Below are 17006 nucleotides of genomic sequence, written 5' to 3'. Positions count from 1 at the left end.
GCCCACCCGCTCGGCCCGTAAGAGGCCATGAACAAGGAGATGCTGGATGAGCACCATCAAGGTCACCGACGACACCTTCAAGACCGAGGTCCTCGACTCTGACATTCCCGTCTTCGTCGACTTCTGGGCCACCTGGTGCGGGCCGTGCCGCATGGTGGCGCCGATCCTCGAGGAACTCTCCGACGAGTACGAGGGCAAGATCAAGATCGTCAAGATCGACACCGACGAGAACCGACAGACCGCCATGGACTACGGCATCGTGTCGATCCCGACGCTCAACGTCTACAAGGGCGGCGAGGTCGTGAAGTCGATCATCGGCGCTCGCCCGAAGCGTGCGCTGACCGAGGAGATCGAAGAGGTCCTCGCGGTCTGACCCCCACGGACACCGCGCACCACCTTCAGAGCGCGTGTCCGGATCCTGCCTGGTGACGTCATCGGGGGGTCCGGGCACGCGCTCTCTGGCGTCGAGGGGACGGCGTAGTCTCACCGTTTCGCCACGAACGGGCACGGAGCCGCACACGGCCTCCGTGCCAGACTGGGGCGCGTGAACGAGCTTCCCGAGACTGCCGGTAACCGCCTCGACCCGTGGTTCGGTTCGTACGCGGCGCGAGCGCACGGCATGCGGGCCTCGGAGATCCGGGCACTCTTCTCGGTGGCGAACCGACCGGAGGTCGTGTCTCTGGCAGGGGGCATGCCGTACCTCGAGGGCCTTCCGCTCGACGTCATCGCGGACACCATGCAGCGGCTCATCGCCACCAAGGGCACCACCGCCCTGCAGTACGGCTCCGGCCAGGGCGAGGAGAGCCTGCGAGAGCACATCACGCAGGTCGTCGCGCTCGAGGGCGTCTCCGCACATCCCGACGATGTCGTGGTCACCACCGGTTCCCAGTCCGCGCTGGACCTGGTCACCCGGATCTTCGTGGACCCGGGTGACGTGGTGCTGGCCGAGGCGCCGTCGTACGTGGGCGCGCTCGGCGTCTTCCGGTCGTACCAGGCGGACGTGGTCCAGGTACGGCTCGACGCGCACGGCCTCGTACCCTCCGAGCTCGAGGCGACGCTCGCCCGGCTGGCACGGGAAGGTCGGCGCGTGAAGTTTCTCTACACCGTTCCGACGTTCCAGAACCCGGCGGGCGTCTCGTTGTCGGTCGAGCGTCGTCCGCAGGTGCTGGAGGTCTGCCGGCGGTACGGCGTCCTCGTCGTGGAAGACAACCCGTACGGCCTGCTCGGCTTCGACAACGAACCGCTGCCCGCACTGCGCTCTTACGACACGGAGGGCGTGCTGTATCTCGGCTCGTTCTCCAAGACGTTCGCCCCCGGGTACCGGGTCGGCTTCGTGATCGCACCGCACGCCGTGCGTGACAAGCTCGTGCTCGCCAGTGAGACGGCCGTGCTCTCGCCGTCGAACGCCTCGCAGCTCGCTGTGGCCACCTACCTCGAGACGTGCGACTGGAAGGCGCAGATCAAGGACTACCGGGAGCTGTACCGCGAGCGGCGCGACGCGCTGGTCGGTGCGCTCGGTGAACACCTCCCGAGCGCCTCGTGGAACGTGCCGGAGGGCGGCTTCTTCGTGTGGGTCCGACTGCCCGAAGGGCTCGATGCGCGGGCGATGCTCCCCCGCGCGGTCACCGCGCGTGTCGCGTACGTGCCCGGCACGGCCTTCTACTTCGACGGCAGCGGCTCCGACCACATGCGGCTGTCCTTCTGCTTCCCCACGCCGGCCCGTATCCGCGAGGGTGTGCGCCGGCTGGCCGGTGTCGTGAACAGCGAGTCCGAGCTGGTGGAGCTCTTCGGTACCTCCGCGCGGCCGGACCCTGACACGGATGACGTCGAGGGTCCCGCCCCGGACCTCGCCTGACGTCCGAACCCGCAGGCCGTCCGTGTGATCTCGCTTCTGGCACGATGGCAGCTCTGCCCCGTTGACCCGTTGACCCGTTGACCCCGACCGAGTGAGCCTCCCGATGACCAGTCCTACCCCCGTCCCGGCCGCACCGGCGCCGTCCGGCGCACCGGCCGTCCCTGACGCGCACGCCGCGGACAGCGCTCCCCTGGTGGTGGTTCTGGCCGGCGGTCTGTCGCACGAGCGCGACGTGTCCCTGCGTTCGGGGCGTCGCGTCGCCGAGGCATTGCGCTCCACCGGCCTGGAGGTCGTGGTACACGACGTCGACGCGGACCTCCTGGCCTTTCTGCGCGAGACCCGGCCCGACGTCGTCTGGCCCCTGCTGCACGGCGCCTCGGGCGAGGACGGCTCGGTGCGCGACGTGCTCGACATGGCCGGCCTGCCGTACGTCGGCTCCGGCCCGCGCGCCAGCCGCGTCGTCTGGAACAAGCCGATCTCCAAGGCCGCGCTGCTCGAGGCGGGGCTCGCGACCCCCGACTACGTGACGCTCCCGCAGAGTCTCTTCCGGGACCTCGGAGCCCAGCCTGTGCTCGATACCGTCGTGCGCCGGCTCGGCCTTCCCCTGGTGGTCAAGCCGACCGAGGGCGGCTCGGCGCTCGGCGTCACCGTCGTCACCCGCGCCGAGGACCTGCCGCGAGCCATGGTGGAGTGCTTCGCATACGGCGAGACAGCGCTCATCGAGCGGGCCGTCACCGGCGTCGAGCTGGCGGTCAGCGTTATCGACGGACCTGGTGGGCCCGAAGCACTGCCCGCCGTGGAGATCGTCGCCGACGGCGGGTACGACTACGCCGCCCGCTACGTCGCAGGCAAGACCGAGTTCTTCGCACCCGCTCGCCTCACCGGTCCCCAGGCAGCCCACGTGGCCGACGTCGCCGTGCGCGCCCATCAAGGGCTGCACCTTCGCCACCTGTCCCGCACGGACATGATTCTCGACACCACGGGCACTGCCCAGATCCTCGAGGTCAACGTGGCGCCGGGCATGACTGAGATGTCACTCCTGCCGCAGGCGGTGGCCGCGAGCGGTCATGACCTCGCGACGCTGTACCGCACGGTCGTCGACACGGCACTGGTCGCCGCGCGATAGCTCACCTCACCACGTGAAACGAAGCCGGGCCGGCATCTCCCGTAGGAGGTGCCGGCCCGGCGTCGTCCGCGCTGTGTCCGTCAGGCGTCGGAGGGCGGCTTGAGCAGGCCGCGCTCCTCAGGAGCCATGACGTTGAGGATTCGGTTGAGGTCCTCCACCGAGGCGAACTCGACGGTCATCCGGCCCTTGGTCTTGCCGAGCGCCACCTTGACACGGGTCTCGAACCTGTCTGAGAGCCTGGTTGCCAGCTCGTCCACCGCTTCGCTTCGCGTGCCCGCCCGCGGCGGCTTGCGCGTCTTGCCGTTGCTGCCGTCGGACTCCGTCAGCATCACGATCTCCTCGGTCGCCCGGACCGAGAGCCCTTCCGACACGATGCGCTGAGCCAGCCGCTCGATCTCCGCGCCGTCGCTCAGGCCGAGGAGCGCACGGGCATGACCCGCCGAGAGTACTCCCGCGGCGACGCGGCGCTGCACCAGCGGAGGCAGGCGCAGGAGGCGCAGGGTGTTCGAGATCTGCGGACGGCTGCGCGCGATCCGAATCGCGAGCTCCTCGTGCGTGCACCCGAAGTCGTCCAGGAGCTGGCGGTACGCCGCGGCCTCCTCGAGCGGGTTCAGGTCCGAGCGGTGCAGGTTCTCCAGCAGTGCGTCACGGAGCATGTCGCCGTCGTCGGTGTCGCGGACGATCGCCGGGATGGTCTCCAGCTCGGCGGCCTGCGTCGCCCGCCAACGCCGCTCGCCCATGATGAGCTCGTACTCGCCCGGGTGCTCCTTGTCCGGACGGACGACGATCGGCTGGAGCACGCCGATCTCCTTGATCGACTCGACCAGCTCGTCAAGGTCGCTCTCGTCGAAGACGGAGCGTGGCTGCCAGGTGTTGGGCCGGATCGCGGCGACCGGCAGCTCGGCGAAACGAGCACCGGGGACGGGCAGGAGCTCGGCCGTTTCACGTGAAACGTCGGCTGGCTCGCCCTGCTCACGGCTGAAGAACGTGTCGTCCAGTGCCGAGGCGCCGCCGCCCTCCACTGCCTCGTTGGCTACCGAGAGCCGGCCGCTGGCGATAGCGGAGTCCCACTTCACGGTGCTGGGACGAGGCCCCGCGTTCTTGGGTGCCTTCTTCTCCGTCTGCGGCGCGGGAGCAGTCACTGAGACCGTGCTCACCGGGACCTCGTCCGTCGCGTCCAGCGCCGGGGACGGGCGCTCCTCCACGACCGTCGCGACCGATCCACCGAGTGCGTTGTCCGCGGCGTCGGACTCGCCTGGTCCCACACCGGACGCCTGCTCGTCCGGCTCCGGACCTGTCGGGATCAGGGCGCCCAGGCCCCGCCCGAGCCCGCGTCGCTTCGCACTCATCGTGTCTCCTCGTGGGTTCCGGTCTCGCGCCGAGCGCGGACGGGCTTGGTCTCCATCGTCACGGTGCCCAGCCGGCTCCGTTCGTCACTGCGAACCATCAGTCCTGCGCCCCGACCGGCTCGGCCTGCATCGCTCGGCGAGGGCTTGACCCGCCCTGACCACGCTCGGCCAACTCACGGGATGCCTGAAGGTACGCCAGCGCGCCGGTGGATGTCGCGTCGTAGGTCATCACCGTCTGGCCGTAGCTCGGAGCCTCCGAGATCCGCACCGAGCGAGGAATCGTCGTCTTGAACGTCTCCGCCGGGAAGTGGGACCTGACCTCGCCTGCGACCTGCTGCGCCAGGTTGGTGCGGCCGTCGTACATGGTCAGCAGGATCGACGAGACGCGCAGCTCCGGGTTCAGGTGCGACCGGATGAGGTCGATCGTCTTCAGCAGCTGGCTCAGCCCCTCGAGCGCGTAGTACTCGCACTGGATGGGGATGAAGACCTCGCGGCCCGCCACGAACGCGTTGACCGTGAGGAGGCCGAGGCTCGGCGGGCAGTCGATGAGGACGTAGTCGATGCGGTCTTCGCCTGCCGCGAGCCGGTCAGCGAGGTACTTGTCGATCGCCTTCCGAAGCCTCGTTTCACGTGAAACGAGCGAGACGAGCTCGATCTCGGAACCCGAGAGATCGATGGTCGCCGGCACACCCCAGAGGTTCGGCACGTCTGGGCACTGCTGCACCGTGCTGGCCAATGACTCCCCCTCGACGAGCACCTCATACACCGAAGGCGTACCCGCTCGGTGCTCGATACCCAGCGCGGTGGAGGCGTTCCCCTGCGGATCGTTGTCGATGACCAGCACGTTGAGTCCGGACTGGGCCAGGCCGGCGGCGACGTTCACCGTGGTCGTCGTCTTGCCGACGCCGCCCTTCTGGTTCGCCACCGTGATGATTCGCGTCTTGGGTGGGCGCGGGAACCTGCGCCCTTGAAGCTCGATGCGTCGGCGAGCATCCATCGCGAGCTCGGCGGCGACAGGAGTCGTGTCGTCAACGGCCGGGACGGTTGCGATGAGGGCTGACCGACGCTCGTCATCGCCACCGTGCGGGCCGCCTGTGGGCTGCTGCGTGCCATTGGACGTCTGCGACCCGGACGTTTCACGTGAAACACCGGGAGCGGAGAGGCCCTGCACAGGAATCGGATCCGTCACGCGGACACTGTAATCGCTGGCCACGTGTTCTGGCTCGGACTCCGACTCAGTTTCTCCGTCGAAATGTGTGAGTTCGGCATCCACGAGCGCTCCTGCCTCGGCATCCACCGGCCGGGATGCTGAGCCGATCACTGCCGGTGCCGCGTTGACAGCAGCGTCGAGGGCCTCGCTCGCCCTCCTGATCGCATCGGCCGGGATCGGCCGATCCGTCGGCAGCTCCTCCATCTGATCCGGGTCGGCTTCATCGGCGGCTGGCCCTGCACCTGGGGTCGCCGGCGCTGGGTCCGCCGGTGCTGGCTGGTCCGCAGCGCCCGTGCTCACGGTCGCCGGTGCTCGAGTTGCTTCGGTGTCGGTCTCGGTGTCGGCCTTGGTGTCGGTGTCGGTCTCGGTGTCGGCGTCGGCGTCGGCGTCGGCGTCGGCGTCGGCGGGAGGCTGCACCTCCCCGGAAGTACCCGAAACGGGCATCGTGACCGACTCGATCAACTGGTTCAGCGCGGCGACATTCTTCCCCTCAGGGCCGGGGCGATCCTGGCCCCATACCTGATCGCGGGGGCCGTCCCCCAGGATCGCGGGTTGCGGCAACGCCATCTCCAGTGAGGAAGACACCTCGTCACCGGAATCGGCCGGCGGCGAGTCGTCAGCAGACGCCTCCGGTCCGGCCTCGGGATGGTCGTCAGGCCGGAGCGCTGCGTCCTGCACTGGCTCGCCGCGATCACCGCGCTCATCGGCAGGCTCGGTGCCGTCCGAGGGAGCCTCGTCCGAGGGAGTCTCGTTCGAGGGAATCCCGTCCGAGGGATCGGACTCCTTCTGCATCGAGCCGGGCGGGGGTTCCGCGCCGACCTCATCAGCTGCTCCTGGCACGGTGCCAGAGCCCTGCCCCGAGCCGGGTGCAGTCTCTCCGTCGAGCATGGGCACTGTCTCCGGCGGCACCTGGGTTCCGTCGCCCGAATCCCCGACGCCCGCACCCAACGTGGCATCGGCCGACTGCTCGGGCGGGGCCGCTGCCACGGCAACTCCGGGCTCGCTGACCGGGTGCGCAGGATCGAGGCGAACGTCAGAAGCGCCGGAGTTCGCACCGGGCTCCCCTGCCTCGCCGAGCCCAGCCTGTTCGGGAGCCGACGCCGTGGCCACCGGTCTGGCGACGGGCACCGCGTCAGCCTCTCCTGCTGCACTCCTGACAGCGGAGGCAGATTCCGAAGCGGACGAGTCGGACGCTGTGTCGGCGGCAGCGGGCGCCACAACAGACTTGGCTGCGGCCTTGGCCGCCGCTACTCGCTTGGACTTTCGTCTGAAGAAGCACACGCCTGTAACGCTAAGGTCGCGGGCCTGCGCAAGCGTGTCGAAACGCCGACTCCGGAGCGATCAGATCGTCTCTTCTCACCGATGTCCTGCCGCCTACTTCCCCTCGGCGGCAGGACAAGGCCCTGGGGGATCGGTATGACTGCTTTGTTCTCCACCACCCCGGGGCCGCTCCGAGGACCGTTTCACGTGAAACCGCCTCTACGGACGATGTCGTGCTTCCGTCGACACTCCCCGCTCGCTGCTGGGAGCCGGGCGAGCCGAGCCCCTGCACCTCGCCCGTTGATTCGACACTTCCGTTTCACGTGAAACCGCGCTCGACATCCTCCTGCGCCCCCGATCATTCAAGGCGGCGCCCGAGCGTGCCTCAGCGCCGCCTACGCGAGCGGTGGAGTCGTCCGGGCCGACTCCAACTGTCTCTGCCTCGGCCGGAGAGCCGCCAGTCGGCAGTCGCCAGTCGCCAGTCGCCAGTCGCCAGTCGCCAGTCGCCAGTCGCCAGTCGGCAGTCGGCAGTCGGCAGTCGGCAGTCGGCAGTCGGCAGTCGGCAGTCGGCAATCCCACCGCACGATCCGTGCTGAGCACGGACTGGCGAGGTGAGCTCAGTTTCACGTGAAACGCCATGCCCGTTCGGCGACGTACCGAGGTGCCGATCCCGTACTCGCGCCTCAGTCGCCCTGCCCGCTCGCCTCGCGATGAACACCTCGCCCGATCGCTGCCCTCAACGCCCGGACCCCGACGTCGCCCTAAACAACGAGGAGCAGTCACCACCAGGTGACTGCTCCCCCGTTCCACGTGAAACAGTAGCTCTCAGCGAGGGCTACTTCGCTCGACGCACCCGCACGATCGCGGTCGCTTCCACGCCCGCGACGGTGACGCCGTCCAGTACGTCCGGGACTCCAGAGCCGTACTTCTGCAGCACCTTTCGTGCCGGCTCGATCTCCTGCGTGACGCTCCGTCCCTTCAGGATCACCATCTCGCCACCCACCCGGACCAGCGGCATGCTCAACCGAACCAGCTTGGACAAAGCGGCCACGGCCCGGGACGTCACCACATCGACCTCGAATGCCCCGTGGTACTCCTCCGCCCGACCGCGCTTGATCTCGACGTTGGTCAGGCCCAGCTCTGACACCACCTCGGCGAGCCAGGTCGTACGCCGCTCCATCGGCTCGACGAGAATCACGTCGAGCTCCGGGCGCATCGCAGCGATCACGACACCGGGCAGTCCAGCGCCCGACCCGATGTCGGCCACCGAGCCAGACGTCGGGAGGTAAGGCACCACCGCGGCAGAGTTCAGGATGTGCCGCTCCCAGATGCGACTCACCTCGCGGGGCCCGATCAGCCCGCGCAGCTCGCCCTGGTCACGGAGCATTTCGGCGTAGTGCGCTACCCGGTCGTACGCATCACCCAGATACGCCTTGACCCCATCGCTCACGCCAAGCGTCTCGCCGTCCGGTACCTCAGCGCCGGCGTCAGGCTCCCCTTGCGCCGCCATGTCCGAACCTTCCACGTCCCGTCCTCCAGTCGCTGTCGAGAAGTAGCCAAACACACCGAGGGCCGGTGCACGCCCTCGGGACGCGCACCGGCCCTCGGACGAGGCCAGTGAGATCAGTCGTCGGCCGCGACCGCGTCGCCAGCCGGCTGGACCACCACGTATCGCTCGGGCTCGACGCCTCGCGAGTCGCTGACCAGGCCAGCGGCAGCAACGGCGTCATGCACCACCTTGCGCTCGAAGGCGTTCAGCGGATCCAGCTCGACCTCCGCACCGGAGCCGCGCACCTGCTCCACCGCGGCCTCGGCGATCCGGGTGAGCTCCACCCTGCGCTCGGCGCGGTAGCCGCCGATGTCGAGCATCAGTCGGCTGCGCTCCCCCGTTCGGGTCTGCACCGCGAGGCGCGTGAGCTCCTGCATCGCGTCGAGCACCTCGCCATCGGGACCGATGAGGTGTGTGAGCGACGCCTGGTCGTCCGCCACGACCTCGACCGCGGCACGATCGTGCTTGATGTCCAGGTCGATGTCGCCGTCGAGATCGGCGATGTCCAGAAACTCCTCGAGATAGTCGGCTGCGATCTCGCCCTCTTCTTCGAGGCGCTTGGTCCGGTCCTCCGGATCCACGACCGGGGCCGCGGGATCGGGCGCGGCCGTACCTGTGCTCGCGTTCATCGCGTCTCCTCCTACTTCTTCTGCTTGCGCTTGCCCGACGACGCCGGGGTAGCCCCTGGTGTCGTACCGGACGGCTTCGGCTTCGAACCGGGCTGCTTTCCCGGGGTGGTGCCGGACGGCTTCGGCTTGGATCCGGCCTGCTTACCGGGCGTCGTGTCGGTGGCGTCCTGCGGGGCCGACTGCGCGACGGCGGGACGTGTGGGCTCGGGACGGGCCGCACCCTTCTGCCGGTCCTTGCGCTTGGGCTGCACCCGCTGGCCAGTCTTCGGCTGCTCGACCACGGGGGTCTCGTCCTCGACGACCTCACCGGTCTTGGCAGCCCGCTTCGCGGCCTTCGCCGCCTGCCGCTCCTTCATCTGCTTCTCTGCGATGGAGCCAGGCGTCGGCATCCGCTTGATCGTGTAGTACTGCTGGCCCATCGACCAGATGTTGGTCACGGTCCAGTAGATCAGCACACCGACGGGGAAGTTGACACCGGAGATCGCGAAGACCAGCGGCAGCATGTACAGCATCATCTTCTGCGTCTGTGCCATCGGACCCTCGAGGGCCGACGGCGGCATGTTCTTCATGGTCAGCTGGCGCTGCGTGGTGAAGGTCGTGACGCTCATCGCGATGATGAGCACGATGACGACCGCGCGAGAAGCCCAGGAGTCCGTCTGGAGGAAGACGTCGCTGAGCTGCGCACCGAACAGGGTGGACGACTCGATGTCACCGGCTACCGACTGAGTGATCGGACCGATCGGCTCAGCGTCACCGGTCGAGATCGCCTCGAGGCCGTTCAGCACCCGGAACAGCGCGAAGAAGATCGGCGACTGCAGCAGGATCGGCATGCAGGAGGCGAACGGGTTGGTGCCGTGCTTCCGGTACAGCTCCATGGTCTCGCGCGTCATGTTCTCGCGAGATGCCGGGTCCGTCTTGCCCTTGTACTTCTTCTGCACGGCCTGCAGCTCCGGCTGGATCATCTGCATCCCGCGCGAGGCCTTGATCTGCTTGAAGAAGAGCGGGATCAGCACGATGCGGATGACGATGACCAGGGCGACGATCGAAAGCACCCAGGCGGTGCCCGGGCCTGCCGACATCCCGAGTGTCGTGAAGAGCCAGTGCGACCCGTAGATGATCCAGGCGACGACCCATTCGATCGGCCAGAGGAATGCGAAGAAGTCCATCGGTCAAGAAGCTCCAGAGTTGATGACGCAAAGTCTGCGGGGAGGTGCGGGTGTCATGTACGGCACCACGAGCCCGAGCCGGAGCCGGTCAGCCCTCGGCGTGAGTGTGTGCGCCGCGCGCGGGCGGTACGTCGTCGACACCGCCGAGACTCCACGGGTTGCACCGCAGCAGGCGCCACAGCGCGAGCCCCAGCCCGCGCAGCGCACCATGACGCCGGAAGGCGATCAGGGCGTACTGCGAGCAGGACGGGTAGTACTTGCAGCTCGGAGGGCTCATCGGGCTGATGAACGCCTGGTAGAAGCGGACCATCCCCACGAGGAGGGTGACCGGAAGCCTGCCGATCAGCGAGGGCTCGCGTGCCGGTGCCTCACCCTCGGGTGCGGGGGTCGTGGTCATCTCTTGCCGTCTCCGGTGGCGCGTGCGACAGCACGGCGCAGGCATGAGTCGAGGTCCCGTTCGAGATCCGCGAACGTGGCCGACGAGGCGGGCGGAAGCGCGCGCACGACGGCCCGGGCGGCACTCGGCAACGTCGAGAGCTGCTCCGCAGCGGCGGCACGGAGCCGACGCTTCACCAGGTTGCGCTGCACGGAGTTACCCACAGCCTTGGAAACGACAAAACCGACCTGAGGAGTTCCCGATCCTGGGTCCGGGACTTTTTCGTCCGGAACCAGGAGGTGGACCACCACGGTCGATCGACCTGCACGCGTGCCGCGGCGCACCGTCCGCTCGAACTCGACGGAACGGCGCAATCGGTGCGCCGCGGGCAACATGGCTCAGGCTGAGAGCTCGGCGCGACCCTTGCGCCGGCGGTCCGCCAGGATGGCGCGGCCGGCACGGGTGCGCATGCGCAGCCGGAAGCCGTGGGTCTTTGCACGACGGCGGGTGTTCGGCTGGAAGGTCCGCTTGCTCACGAGGTACTCCAAGAACGTCGGGGTAGGCACACCGTCTGTCCTCGACGATGCAGTGAATGTTGGCCGATCAGTAGAGCGATCTGCCGAGCCGACCCGGGGCCTGGTCCACTGGTCGTGGCCGACGTCGAGAGACGCGGCTCGGATCCGTGTGTGGGCGCGCAGAAGTACCTGGAACGGCTGTATGACGTTACGCCGTCGACGCCCTTCTGGTCAAACCAGAACGGCTGGATCATGCGTGTCGGGCGCGCCACACCGCGCGCCTGAAGCGACCTCACGGAGGGCCCGCTGACCGGCCCGTGTACCACCTGTCCAGCGGTGATCCACGCAATCCACAACCTGTGGACAACTGTGTGGACGGTGCCCCATCATGGCAGACTCCAAGTCACCCCCAGCAGTTGCAGCACCCCGCGCACGAGACGAAGGAAAGCCAGTGGCCAACCCGGACGAGAACATCGGCGACGTCTGGGCACAGACCCTGACGGCGCTCGAGGCCCGGCCCGATATGAGCCCCCGGCAGCTCGCCTTCATCCGCCTGGCCAAGCCGATGGCGGTGCTGGACGACATGGTCTTCATCGCCGTCCCCCACGAGCAGACACGTACGTACCTGGAGACCGCGGTCCGGGACGACCTCGTCTCCGCCATGTCGTCCGTCCTCGGCAGGGACGTCCGGTTCGGTATCACCGTGGACCCAGAGCTGAGCAGCAGAACGCTCGCCGGTCCCTCGCAGATCTCCGGACCTGCCGCGCTCTCCCTCGAGCAGGAGCCGCCGGAGCCCGAGCAGGCACAGATGCCGATCGCGCCGCAGCCGGCCCCGAAGCCTTCGGCTGAGCCGACCAGGCTCAACCCGAAGTACATCTTCGAGACCTTCGTCATCGGGTCGTCCAACCGGTTCGCGCACGCGGCAGCGGTCGCGGTGGCCGAGGCCCCCGCCAAGGCCTACAACCCGCTCTTCATCTACGGCGACTCCGGGCTGGGCAAGACCCACCTGCTCCACGCCATCGGGCACTACGTCCACAACCTGTATCCACACATCCGGGTGCGGTACGTGAACTCCGAGGAGTTCACCAATGACTTCATCAACAGCATCGGCGAGGGCAAGGCCGGCGCGTTCCAGCGCCGCTACCGCGACGTCGACGTCCTCCTCATCGACGACATCCAGTTCCTGCAGGGCAAGGAACAGACGATGGAGGAGTTCTTCCACACGTTCAACGCGCTGCACAACGCCAACAAGCAGGTAGTGATCACGTCGGACGTGCCGCCCAAGCAGCTCAACGGCTTCGAGGACCGCCTCAGGTCCCGCTTCGAGTGGGGCCTCATCACCGACGTCCAGCCGCCCGACCTCGAGACCCGCATCGCGATCATGCGGAAGAAAGCGGCGAGCGAGCACCTCGACGTCCCCGCGGACGTGCTCTCCTACATCGGCTCCCGCATCTCGACGAACATCAGGGAGCTCGAGGGCGCCCTGATCCGCGTCACCGCTTTCGCGAACCTCAACCGGCAACAGGTGGACCTCGCCCTCGCGGAGATAGTCCTCAAGGACCTCATCACCGATGACGACGACACCACCGAGATCACGCCGGCGGTGGTCATCGCACAGACGGCCGCGTACTTCGGGCTGACCATCGACGACCTGTGCGGCTCGTCACGATCCCGGGTGCTCGTGACGGCCAGGCAGATCGCCATGTACCTGTGCCGCGAGCTCACCGACCTGTCTCTGCCGAAGATCGGCCAGCAGTTCGGAGGGCGTGACCACACGACGGTCATGCACGCCAACAAGAAGATCGCGGGCCAGATGGCGGAGCGCCGCTCGACCTACAACCAGGTCACCGAGCTCACGAGCCGGATCAAGCAGCAGCAGCGCGGCTGACCTCGAGAACGGTCTCCGGCTCTCACCGAAACCGGGCAGTCCGCCTCTTTCCACACTTTTCCCCACCCCTGTGCACAGCCGATCCGGTGCACGGGGGTGTTGCGTATCCGCACCTCCACAGGTCTATCCACACACGGATCCCCGGGATTTCCCCGATCCCCCTCGGCTATCCCCAGTGCTGTGGACGAGATCTGTGCAGAACTCCCTCCACCGCCGTGACCAGCGATGATGAGCCTGGGGACAAGGCTGTGGATGGCTGTGGATGAACCCCGATCTTCTGTGGGCGGAGACACCCTGATCGGTGGACAGCCTGTGTACAAAAAACGGCCCTCCACAGGTGTCCCCAGTTCTTGCACAGGTGGACCCACAGCTCCTCCACAGGAGAAAAGGTCCTCTGACCTGCGCGAAGACGGGATATCCCCAGTTTCCACAACACCTACTACGACTACGACATCTATCTCTCAGAGGGAAATCTGCGCGCCTTCATCAGGCGGGCCGAGCGCTCGGCGCACCTCTTCGAACACTAGTACGAGAGCCCGGAAGAAGTCCATCCACAGCTCCTGCCTATCGAGTGCCACGCGGTCACCAACTCGCGTAGGGTTTCCCTCGACAGTCCAGGAACAAGAGGAGATGCAACGGCATGAAGTTCAGGGTCGAGCGCGACGTCCTCGCCGATGCCGTGACATGGACCGCTCGCACGCTCCCCACGCGCCCACCGGCCCCCGTGCTGGCCGGGGTCCGTATCGAGGCCGATGCGCAGGGCGTGATCAACCTCGCGAGCTTCGACTACGAGACGTCCGCGCGGTCGGAGATCCCCGCTGAGGTCGCGGAGCCCGGCACCGTGCTGGTCTCCGGTCGTCTCCTGGCCGAGATCTCCCGGGCGCTGCCCAACAAGCCCGTAGACGTGGCGCTCGAGGGCAACAAGGTGATCGTCACCTGTGGCGCCAGCCGGTTCACCCTCCTCACCATGCCTGTGGACGAGTACCCGGCGTTGCCGGGCCTCCCGGAGGTCAGCGGTACCGTCTCCGGCGACGCCTTCACGCACGCCGTCGCACAGGTGACCGTGGCCGCGAGCCGTGACGACACCCTGCCGCTGCTGACCGGTGTCCGGGTCGAGATCGAGGGCGAGCGCATCACGCTGCTGTCCACGGACCGCTACCGTCTCGCGCTGCGCGAGCTCACGTGGACGCCTGCGACACCTGGGTTCTCCGCCGTGGCCCTCGTCCGCGCACGGACGCTGAACGACGTCGCCAAGTCGCTCGGGTCGGGCGGTCTCGTGAACCTCGGGTTGTCCACAGGCCAGGGTCTCGACCTTGTGGGTTTCGAGGCAGGCGGGCGTCAGACCACATCCCAGCTCGTCGAGGGCGACTACCCGGCTGTACGTCGGTTGTTCCCGGACAGCACCCCGATCCATGCCGTTGTCGCCACAGCGCCGCTGATCGAGGCGGCGAAGCGCGTGAGCCTGGTCGCCGAGCGGAACACCCCCATCCGACTGTCGTTCAGCGAGGGCCAGGTCGTGCTCGACGCCGGCCACGGTGACGACGCCCAGGCGTCCGAGGCGCTGGAGGCCGTGCTCGTGGGCGAGGACATCGCGGTGGCCTTCAACCCGCAGTTCCTGCTCGACGGGCTCGGCGCGCTGGGCACCGATTTCGTGCGGCTCTCGTTCACCCACCCCAACAAGCCGGTCGAGTTCACCGGTCAGGGCAGCCTGGACGGCGAAGACGACTCCGCCTACCGCTACCTGCTGGTTCCGATCCGCTTCACCGGCTGACGGTCCGGGGCCCGTCCTCTGACGTACCCCGATATCCACAGCCCGACACCCGTCAGTCTGGAAAGCCAGGCTGCGCCATGGACGGCCGCCCGCCACGAGCGAGTCCGTTGATCGACCCTGGAGGAAGCACACACATGGTCACCCACATCGGCCTCGTCGGCCTGGGGAAGATGGGCAACAACATGCGGTCCCGCCTGCGCAAGGGCGGTATCGAGGTCACCGGGTTCGATCCGCGTCCTGAGGTGTCCGACGTCCCGACGCTCGGTGATCTCGCGGCCGCGCTCCCCCAGGAAAAGCGGGTCGTCTGGGTCATGGTTCCCGCGGGCGAGCCCACGCGTGGTGTGCTCGACCAGCTCGCTGAGATCCTCACCGAGGGCGACATCGTCATCGAGGGTGGCAACTCGCACTACGTCGAGGACCAGGAGCGGGCCACGGAGCTCGCCGAGAAGGGCATCGGCTACCTGGACGTGGGCGTGAGCGGTGGTGTGTGGGGCCTGGAGAACGGGTACGGGCTGATGGTCGGCGGTGCCGACGCGGACGTCGAGGCCGTCATGCCGGTCTTCGATGCGCTCCGCCCCGAGGGCCCCCGCGAGGAGGGCTTCGTGCACGCCGGCGGTGTGGGTGCCGGCCACTACGCCAAGATGGTCCACAACGGCATCGAGTACGGCCTGATGCAGGCCTACGCGGAGGGCTACGAGCTGCTCGCGGCCAAGTCGGACGTCATCACCGACGTCCACGGCACCATGAGGGCCTGGAGCCGCGGCACGGTCGTGCGCTCATGGCTGCTCGACCTCATGGTCAAGGCGCTGGAGGAGGACCCGAAGCTCGCCCTCCTCGACGACTGGGTCGACGACTCCGGTGAAGGCCGCTGGACCGTGGACGAGGGCATCGACATGGCGGTGCCCCTCCCCGTCATCTCGGCCGCGCTCTTCGCACGGTTCGCCTCCCGCCAGGAGCAGTCGCCGGCCATGAAGGCGGTGGCCGCGCTGCGCCAGCAGTTCGGCGGGCACGCGGTCAAGTCGGCGGAGTAGCGAGCGGGACGTACGATCTCCTACCGATGTACGTCTCCCACCTCTCCCTGCTGGACTTCCGGTCGTATGCGTCGGCCGACGTGGAGCTCGAGCCCGGGGTCAACGCCTTCGTAGGGCGCAACGGCCGGGGCAAGACCAACCTCGTCGAGGCCATCGGCTACGTCGCGACGCTCGGTTCACACCGGGTCGCCAACGACGCGCCGCTCATCCGGTCAGGTGCAGAGCGCGCCGTCGTGCGGACACGGATCGTCCGGGGGGACCGCGCGAGCACCGTCGAGCTGGAGATCACCCAGGGCAAGGCGAATCGCGCGCGGATCAACCGGGGCCAGGCGGTGCGGGCGCGGGACGTGCTGGGAGTCCTCCGCACGGTGCTCTTCGCCCCGGAGGATCTCGCGCTGGTCAAGGGGGAGCCGGACGGCCGACGGCGGTTCATGGACCAGCTGCTCGTGCTGATGATGCCCCGGGTGTCGGCGGTGCTCTCCGACTACGAGCGGGTACTGCGGCAGCGTTCGGCGCTCCTCAAGTCGGCGCGGGCGGCCCGGAGGGCGGGTGGTGGTTCGTCGCGTTCTGAGAGCGCGGCGGCGGAGCTCGCGACGCTTGATGTCTGGGACGCCCGCCTTGCCGAGCTGGGTGCGGAGATCCTGTCCCTGCGGCTTCAGCTGGTCGACGCGTTGCGCCCCGCCGTCGCGGCAGCGTACGAGCAGGTGAGCGACGCAGACGGGCACGCGGAGATCACCTACCGGTCGTCGCTCCCGGCGCTCTCGACCGGTCATCCACCGGAGTTGTCCACAGGGTCTGGGGATAACTTTTCCGACGTGGGGCGGTTGCGGGACCTCATGCTGGAAGCCCTGGTCACGGCGCGTCCGCAGGAGCTGGAACGTGGAGTCAGCCTCGTCGGGCCGCACCGCGACGACCTCGTCCTGACCCTGGGCGGACTCCCTGCAAAGGGCTACGCGAGTCACGGCGAGTCCTGGTCGTTCGCCCTCTCGCTGCGGCTCGCATCGTTCCGACTCCTTGGCGGAGATCCGCAGAATTCGGCGGATTCACCCGCGTTCTGGGACCCCGAGCTGGGCACGGACGCCGACCCGGTACTCATCCTCGACGACGTGTTCGCCGAGCTCGATGTGCGACGTCGGCAGCGCCTCGCGGACCTGGTGCTCCCGGCTCGCCAGGTGCTGGTGACCGCTGCGGTGCCCGAGGACATCCCCGTCACCTTGGACGGCGTACGGTTTCACGTGGAACCTGGGACGGTGACCCGTGACTGACGAATCTCCACAGGGG

The 17006-nt window shown here is 68.1% G+C and carries 15 protein-coding genes; 7 read left to right on the top strand and 8 right to left on the bottom strand.

The features are described 5' to 3' along the window. Positions 1–46: 46 nt before the first annotated feature. From trxA to ACYVK7_RS17385, 3 genes are all read left to right on the top strand, one after another. On the top strand, positions 47–373 hold the full coding sequence (trxA, locus tag ACYVK7_RS17395; protein ID WP_377182718.1) for a thioredoxin: 327 nt from the start codon (positions 47–49) through the stop codon (positions 371–373). 171 nt (positions 374–544) lie between these two features. After that, on the top strand, positions 545–1855 hold the full coding sequence (locus tag ACYVK7_RS17390; protein WP_460888983.1) for an aminotransferase-like domain-containing protein: 1311 nt from the start codon (positions 545–547) through the stop codon (positions 1853–1855). A gap of 103 nt (positions 1856–1958) precedes the next feature. Next, a complete protein-coding gene (locus ACYVK7_RS17385) occupies positions 1959–2981 on the top strand; it encodes a D-alanine--D-alanine ligase family protein (RefSeq protein WP_460888982.1) in 1023 nt (340 codons plus the stop codon). Positions 2982–3061: 80 nt separating this feature from the next. Here the strand turns inward: ACYVK7_RS17385 and ACYVK7_RS17380 are convergent, their stop codons facing one another. The 8 genes from ACYVK7_RS17380 to rpmH form a co-directional block, all read right to left on the bottom strand. Then, positions 3062–4330, bottom strand: coding sequence for a ParB/RepB/Spo0J family partition protein (locus tag ACYVK7_RS17380; RefSeq protein WP_460888981.1), 1269 nt, complete (start codon positions 4328–4330; stop codon positions 3062–3064). 97 nt (positions 4331–4427) lie between these two features. Then, entirely contained in the window at positions 4428–6527 is a 2100-nt protein-coding gene (locus ACYVK7_RS17375) for a ParA family protein (protein ID WP_460888980.1), read from the bottom strand. A gap of 1108 nt (positions 6528–7635) precedes the next feature. Next, positions 7636–8325, bottom strand: a complete 690-nt coding sequence (gene rsmG, locus ACYVK7_RS17370) for a 16S rRNA (guanine(527)-N(7))-methyltransferase RsmG (protein WP_460888979.1) — start codon at positions 8323–8325, stop codon at positions 7636–7638. 98 nt (positions 8326–8423) lie between these two features. Further along, positions 8424–8978, bottom strand: a complete 555-nt coding sequence (locus ACYVK7_RS17365; RefSeq protein ID WP_460888978.1) for a Jag family protein — start codon at positions 8976–8978, stop codon at positions 8424–8426. Positions 8979–8989: 11 nt separating this feature from the next. Further along, the gene (gene yidC, locus ACYVK7_RS17360) at positions 8990–10144 is read right to left on the bottom strand and encodes a membrane protein insertase YidC (RefSeq protein WP_460888977.1); all 1155 of its coding nucleotides are present in this window, start codon (positions 10142–10144) and stop codon (positions 8990–8992) included. Positions 10145–10232: 88 nt separating this feature from the next. After that, positions 10233–10541: a membrane protein insertion efficiency factor YidD gene (gene yidD, locus ACYVK7_RS17355; RefSeq protein ID WP_460888976.1), complete on the bottom strand. Its 309-nt coding sequence runs from the start codon at positions 10539–10541 to the stop codon at positions 10233–10235. Beyond that, positions 10538–10915 (bottom strand): ribonuclease P protein component, encoded by a 378-nt coding sequence (gene rnpA / locus ACYVK7_RS17350; protein WP_460888975.1) that lies wholly within the window; start codon positions 10913–10915, stop codon positions 10538–10540. The genes yidD and rnpA overlap by 4 nt, the downstream gene beginning before the upstream one ends. A 3-nt stretch (positions 10916–10918) precedes the next feature. Continuing rightward, on the bottom strand, positions 10919–11056 hold the full coding sequence (gene rpmH, locus ACYVK7_RS17345) for a 50S ribosomal protein L34 (RefSeq protein ID WP_108493057.1): 138 nt from the start codon (positions 11054–11056) through the stop codon (positions 10919–10921). Positions 11057–11486: 430 nt separating this feature from the next. Here rpmH and dnaA point away from each other — a divergent pair, with 430 nt between their 5' ends. From dnaA to recF, 4 genes are all read left to right on the top strand, one after another. After that, a complete protein-coding gene (gene dnaA, locus ACYVK7_RS17340) occupies positions 11487–12923 on the top strand; it encodes a chromosomal replication initiator protein DnaA (protein ID WP_460888974.1) in 1437 nt (478 codons plus the stop codon). 640 nt (positions 12924–13563) lie between these two features. Next, the gene (gene dnaN, locus ACYVK7_RS17335; protein ID WP_460888973.1) at positions 13564–14694 is read left to right on the top strand and encodes a DNA polymerase III subunit beta; all 1131 of its coding nucleotides are present in this window, start codon (positions 13564–13566) and stop codon (positions 14692–14694) included. Between the two features lie 134 nt (positions 14695–14828). Continuing rightward, on the top strand, positions 14829–15725 hold the full coding sequence (gene gnd / locus ACYVK7_RS17330; RefSeq protein WP_460888972.1) for a phosphogluconate dehydrogenase (NAD(+)-dependent, decarboxylating): 897 nt from the start codon (positions 14829–14831) through the stop codon (positions 15723–15725). 26 nt (positions 15726–15751) lie between these two features. Continuing rightward, on the top strand, positions 15752–16990 hold the full coding sequence (gene recF / locus ACYVK7_RS17325) for a DNA replication/repair protein RecF (RefSeq protein ID WP_460888971.1): 1239 nt from the start codon (positions 15752–15754) through the stop codon (positions 16988–16990). The last annotated feature ends 16 nt before the right edge of the window (positions 16991–17006 follow it).

The organism is Promicromonospora xylanilytica, from assembly GCF_054782895.1.
The sequence above is the reverse complement of the archived record's forward strand: the minus strand, read 5'-3'. Positions and strand labels throughout refer to the sequence as shown.

Bases quoted from the DNA above. Each gene is read 5' to 3' on its own strand.
- ACYVK7_RS17365 (WP_460888978.1), bottom strand. From the start codon at position 8,978: ATGAACGCGAGCACAGGTACGGCCGCGCCCGATCCCGCGGCCCCGGTC.
- trxA (WP_377182718.1), top strand. From the start codon at position 47: ATGAGCACCATCAAGGTCACCGACGACACCTTCAAGACCGAGGTCCTC.
- ACYVK7_RS17385 (WP_460888982.1), top strand. From the start codon at position 1,959: ATGACCAGTCCTACCCCCGTCCCGGCCGCACCGGCGCCGTCCGGCGCA.
- dnaN (WP_460888973.1), top strand. From the start codon at position 13,564: ATGAAGTTCAGGGTCGAGCGCGACGTCCTCGCCGATGCCGTGACATGG.
- recF (WP_460888971.1), top strand. From the start codon at position 15,752: ATGTACGTCTCCCACCTCTCCCTGCTGGACTTCCGGTCGTATGCGTCG.
- ACYVK7_RS17380 (WP_460888981.1), bottom strand. From the start codon at position 4,330: ATGAGTGCGAAGCGACGCGGGCTCGGGCGGGGCCTGGGCGCCCTGATC.
- yidD (WP_460888976.1), bottom strand. From the start codon at position 10,541: ATGACCACGACCCCCGCACCCGAGGGTGAGGCACCGGCACGCGAGCCC.
- gnd (WP_460888972.1), top strand. From the start codon at position 14,829: ATGGTCACCCACATCGGCCTCGTCGGCCTGGGGAAGATGGGCAACAAC.
- yidC (WP_460888977.1), bottom strand. From the start codon at position 10,144: ATGGACTTCTTCGCATTCCTCTGGCCGATCGAATGGGTCGTCGCCTGG.
- rnpA (WP_460888975.1), bottom strand. From the start codon at position 10,915: ATGTTGCCCGCGGCGCACCGATTGCGCCGTTCCGTCGAGTTCGAGCGG.